The 5,913-nt window shown below is 74.1% G+C and carries 2 protein-coding genes; both read right to left on the reverse strand.

Annotation, left to right across the window (positions count from 1 at the left end; all coding sequences use genetic code 11):
- A partial coding sequence (locus ACZ7DL_RS38820) for a polyketide synthase docking domain-containing protein (protein ID WP_470781747.1) occupies positions 1 to 212 on the reverse strand: 212 nt, incomplete at its 3' end.
- Positions 213 to 384: 172 nt separating this feature from the next.
- On the reverse strand, positions 385 to 5,913 hold a 5,529-nt coding region (locus tag ACZ7DL_RS38825; RefSeq protein WP_470781749.1), incomplete at its 5' end, for a type I polyketide synthase.

The following is a 5,913-nucleotide window of genomic DNA, read 5'->3' on the forward strand; positions in this document are numbered from 1 at the left end:
AAGCCGGAGATCACATCGCGCTGCTGGGCGACGACCTGCCACAACGCCTCGGGCGAGTCCACCCCGCCCGGGAAACGGCAGCCCATACCGACGATGGCTATCGGATCGTTGGTGCCGGCCTCCAGCTCGCGGACCCGCTGGCGGGACTGGTGAAGGTCGACGGTGAGGCGCTTGAGGTATTCGACCAGCTTGTCGTTGTCCGTCGTTGCCATGGTGATGATGCCCCCGTAGGCGTCGTGAAGCTGTGCATGTGTGCGCGCGGACCCGACATCGCTGTCCATGAGACGCGCCCGAGCGTGCCGCGTGAAGCGGCGGGGATGAGCAGGTGAGGTCCGGACGGTCACCGCGGAGCGCGGCGAACCGTCCGGCCTCGCAGCGGAGGGATCAGAGTTCGGAGTCGATGAACGCGAGGAGTTCGTCGACCGACGCCGACTCGACCCGCGCGGTCAGATTGTCGGAGTCGGTCTGGGTCCGCTGGGCCGGGATGCGGGCCAGCAGCGCCTGGAGCCTTTGGATGATCTCGGCCCTGGTGTCGTCGTGAGCGCCGTCGGACAGGCCGGCGAGCACCGCTTCGAGCTGCTCGAGTGCGGCCAGGCCGGGCCCGGCCGACGCGGTGCGGTCGTCGTGAGCGGCTTCGGCCGGGGCCAGTTCGGCGTGCAGGTGGGCGACGACCGCCGCGGGTGTCGGGCAGTTGAAGAGGAACGTGGCGGGCAGCCGCAGACCGGCGCTCGTCTGCAACCTGTTGCGCAGCTCCACGAGGGTGAGCGAGTCGCAGCCCATGTCCTTGAAGGGGCGGTCGGCGGGGATGCCGGCCGCGGACGACCGGCCGAGTACGGCGGCGGCCTGCACCCGGACCAGGTCCAGCAGCAGCTCGTCCTGCTCGGCCCGGCTCAGTGTGGTGAGCCGGTCGCGCAGGGACTCGCTCTTCGGAACGCCGGCGGCCACCGGCACGTGGGCCGGTCGCGGTGCGGCCGGGGCCAGGCCCCGAAGCACCGGGGACACCTGCGGGCCGGGCGCGGCCAGTGCGGCGCGATCCAGCCGCGCGGGCACGAGAGCGGCCGTGTCTATGCGCAGTGCCGCGTCGAGCAGAGCCAGGCCCTCCGCCCGGTCGAGGGGAGCGAGACCCATTCTGGCGAGTCGTCCCCGATCGGCTTCGGAGAGGGCACCCGCCATTCCGGCACCGGCTGTTCCGTCCGCGCCCGTACGTCCCGCGGTGTCCGCCCACAGGCCCCAGGCCAGGGACAGCGCGGGCAGCCGGCGGGCCTTGCGGTGCTGGGCGAGGGCGTCCAAGCAGGCGTTGGCTGCCGCGTAGTTGCCCTGGCCGGCGCCGCCGATGAGGCCCATGACGGAGGAGAAGAGGACGAAGGCCGCCAGATCCTGCTCGGCGGTCAGCTCGTGCAGATTGCGGGCCGCGGTGGCCTTGGCGGCGAGCACGGTGTCGAGGCGTTCGGGCGTGAGCGCGGTGATCACGCCGTCGTCCAGCACCCCCGCCGCGTGCACGACGGCGGTGAGCCGCACGCCGGTCAGCAGCTGCGCGAGCGCGTCCCGGTCGGCGGTGTCACAGGCCGCGACGGTGACCTCGGCACCCGACTCGGCGAGTTCGGCGGCGAGTTCCTTGGCGCCGGGTGCGTCGGGGCCGCGGCGGCTGACCAGCAGCAGGCGGCGGGCACCGTGCTCGGTCACCAGATGCCGGGCGACCAGTCCGCCGAGCGCGCCGGTGGCACCGGTGACCAGGACCGTACCGGCCGGATCGAGGGCCGTGGGCAGGGTGAGGACGACCTTGCCGACATGCCGGGCCTGGCTGACGTACCGGAACGCTTCCGGTGCCCGCCGGACGTCCCAGGTGCTGACCGGCAGCGGGGCCAGCGCCCCCGACGACAGCAACCGCAGGACGTCCGTGAGCAGTTCGCAGATCCGCTCGGCCGGCGTCTGGAGCAGATCGAAGAAGCGGTAGTCCACCCCCGGGTGCTCGGCCGCGACCTGCTCCGGGTCGCGCAGGTCGGTCTTGCCCATCTCGATGAAGCGGCCGCCGCGCGGCAGCAACCTCAGGGAGGCGTCCACGAACTCACCGGCCAGCGAGTCCAGTACGACGTCCATGCCACGGCCGTCGGTGGCCGCAGCGAACGCGGCCTCGAACTCCAGGGTGCGGGACGAAGCCAGGTGCGCTTCGTCCAGGCCGAGGGCGCGCAGCGCACCCCACTTGCCGGGACTCGCCGTGCCGTAGACCTCCGCGCCCAGATGCCGGGCCAGCTGGACGGCGGCCATGCCGACGCCGCCCGCGGCCGCGTGGACGAGGACGCACTCGCCCGCGATCAGGCCGGCCAGGTCGACCAGGCCGTGGTAGGCGGTCAGGAAGACGATGGGCGCCGACGCCGCCTGGGCGAACGTCCAGCCGTCGGGCATGGCGGCGATCCGCCGGTGGTCGGCGACGGCCACCGGGCCGAAGGCCCCGGAGAACAGGCCCATCACCCGGTCGCCGGCGCGGAAGCCGGTGACACCCGGCCCGACCTCGGTGACCACACCGGCCCCTTCGAGGCCGAGCAGGCCGGGATCGCCGGGGTAGAGACCGAGGGTGTTCAGTACGTCGCGGAAGTTGACGCCCGCCGCGCGCACCGCGATGCGTACCTCGCCCTCGGCGAGCGGCGCCAGGGCCTCCGGGCAGGGTTCGAGCGCCAGGTGGTCCAGGGTTCCGCGTTCGCGGACCCCCAGCCGCCAGGCGGCCGCCCCGGCGGGCGGGACGAGTTCACCGTCGGCCGTCGCGGGGCCGAGCCGGGGCACCAGCAACGCCCCGTCGCGGACCGCTAGTTGCGGCTCCGTGCCGAGCAGCGGCAACGCGAGCGGACAGTCGCCTGCCGACTCCACGTCCAGCAGCCCGACCCGCCCGGGGTGCTCGGTCTGCGCCGAGCGCGCCAGGCCCCATACGGCCGCGTCGTCGGGATCCGCCACATCGGCGTCCGATGCCGTGGCCACGGCACCCCGGGTGACGAGCACCAGCCGGGAGTGGGCGAGCCGGTCGTCGGCCAGCCAGGTCTGGAGCAACGGGAGCGCGCGGTGCACGGCGGGCCGGGTGTCGGCCGACGGGCCGCCCAGGAGATCCACGAGCGGTGCGAGGACCACCGCGGGGGCGGGCAGCCCCGCGTCGAGGGCCCGGCCCAGTGCGGCGAGGTCGGGGTAGTGGAGGCCGACGCCCAGGTCGACGGGTCCGAGTGCGGCAGCGATCGAGGGCGGTTCCCCGTCCGCGGCGACCGGCTTCCAGTCCAGCCGGTACAGCGACCGCGGGACGGCGAGGTCATCGCCCGCCGGGCGCAGCAGCAGCTCCTCCACCTCGGCGATCACCGCGCCGGACTCGTCCAGCAAGGTCAGCGACACGGCGTCCGGACCGGTGCCGGCGATCAGCACGCGAGCGGTACGCGCGCCGGGCTGGTGGATGGTCACACCGCGCCATGAGAAGGGCAGCAGACGACGGTCCGTGTCACCCAGCGCGGTCGTGACGATCGGGTGCAGGGCCGCGTCGAGCAGCGCGGGATGCAGGCCGTAGGAGGCGGCGTCGGTGACGGCCGGCGGCAGGGCGACCTCGGCCAGCAGGTCGCCGCCGTGCCGCCACGCGGCGCGCAGGCCCCGGAAGACCGGGCCGTAGACGTAGCCCGCGGAGGCCAGTTCGTCGTAGCAGCCGTCGAGAGGCAGCGGTTCGGCCTCGGCGACGGGCCAGCCGGCCGCGGTCGCCGGAGCTCCGCCGTGCGGGGCGAGGAGGCCGGTGGCGTGCAGGGTCCACGGCTCACTGCCGCCGTCCGGCGTCTCGGCGCGGGCGTGCACGGTCAGGGCGCGCTGTCCGTCGTCGTCGGGTGCGGCGACGACGAGCTGGACCTCGGCGCTGCCCTCCTCGGGGAGCAGCAGCGGTGCGGTCAGGGTGAGTTCGGCGACCTGCGGGGTACCGGTCTGGGCGCCCGCGCGGGCGGCGAGCTCCAGGAAGGCGGTGCCGGGCAGCAGAACCGAGCCGAGGACGGCGTGGTCGGCGAGCCAGGGCTGGGTCCGGCGGCCGAGCCGGGCGGTCAGCACGGCTTGCCCGGAGTCGGCGAGCTCCACGGCGGGCCCGAGCAGCGGATGGCCGGCCGCCCCCTCGCTGCCGTTCGCGGTCAGCCAGTAGCGTTCCCGCTGGAAGGTGTACGTCGGCAGGTCGGGCGTCTGACCCGGACCGAAGACGGCGTGCCAGTCCGGGCCACGGCCGCGGACGTGCAGGGCGCCGAGCGCGGCCGCCAGGGTACGGCGCTCGGACCGGCCGCGGCGCAGCACCGGGACGAACGCCAGCCCGTCGTCGTCCAGGCAGCCCTGGCCGAGTGCCGACAGCACACCGTCCGGACCGAGTTCCAGGAAGGTCCGCACGCCCAGATCGCGCAGTGCGGCCAGGCCGTCCGAGAGCCGTACCTCCCGGCGCACCTGCTGGACCCAGTAGTCGGCGGTGATCTCGACGGGCCGGCCGGTGACGGTGGACACCATGGCGATGTGCGGCGCCGCGTACCGGACACCCGCCGTGACGGCGGCGAACGCGTCGAGCATCCCGTCCATGCGGTGGGAGTGGAAGGCGTGGCTGACGACGAGCCGGCGTGTCTTGCGCCCCTCTGCGGCGAAACCGGCGGCCACCTGTTCCACGGCCTCGACGTCGCCGGAGACGACGACCGCCGCCGGACCGTTGACCGCGGCGATGCTCACCTCGTGCTCGCGGCCGTCCAGCAGCGCGCCGACCTCCTCCCGCGACGCCTGCACGGCCGTCATCGCGCCGCCGGGCGGCAGAGCCTGCATGAGCCGGCCACGCGCGGCGACCAGGGCACAGGCGTCCGGCAGGGTGAGGATCCCGGCTACGTGCGCGGCGGCGAACTCGCCGATGGAGTGGCCGAGTACGGCGTCCGGTACCAGACCCTGGTGCTCCAGCAGCCGGAACAGCGCGACCTGGAGGGCGAAGAGAGCACCCTGGGTGTGCTCGGTCCGGTCGAGTGCCTCGGCGTCGTGGAACATCACCTCGCGGATCGACGGCGTGCCGGCCATGGAACCACGGCAGGCGTCCAGTTCACGGCACACCTCGTCCAGGGCGGCGGCGAAGACCGGCTCGGTCTCATACAACTCACGCCCCATGCCGACGTGTTGGCTGCCTTGCCCGGTGAAGAGGTAGGCCAGCTGGTCGTCGGGGCGGGCCGCGCCGACGGCCAGCGCGGAGTGCGGCTCACCGCGGCCGAGCGCGGCCAGCGCCGCGACGGCCTCGTCGCGGTCCTCGGCGGTGACGGCCGCGCGGTGGTCGAGGGCGGAACGCGTGGTCGCCAGCGCACGGCCGAGGTCACGGGCGGACACCTCGTCCAGGGCGTCCAGAGCGCCGAGGAGCACGGTGGCCTGGGCGCGCAGCGCCGGTTCCGTACGGCCGGACAGCACCCACAGGGGTCCGGAGTCGCCCTCCAACGGCTCGCCCTCGGGTGTGGGTGTCTCGGTGGGTGCTTCGGCGAGGACGGTGTGGGCGTTGGTGCCGCTGATCCCGAAGGACGACACTCCGGCCCGCCGGACCTTGCCGTCGGCGGCCGGCCACGGCTTGGGTTCGGTGAGGAGTTCGACGCTGCCCGTGGTCCAGTCGATGAGTTCGCTGGGCTTGCTGACGTGGAGGGATGCGGGCAGTTCGCCGTGGCGCAGGGCCATGACCATCTTGATGATGCCGCCGACGCCGGCGGCGGCCTGGGCGTGTCCGAGGTTGGATTTCAGTGAGCCGACGAGCAGTGGCCGGCCGTCGCGTTCCTTGCCGTAGGTGGCCAGCAGTGCCTGCGCTTCGATGGGGTCGCCCAGGACGGTTCCGGTGCCGTGGGCCTCCACCGCGTCGACGTCGGAGGCAGCTACGCCCGCGTCGGCGAGGGCGGCCCGGATGACCCGTTCCTGTGC

Source organism: Streptomyces sp. NPDC036984 (assembly GCF_055607665.1).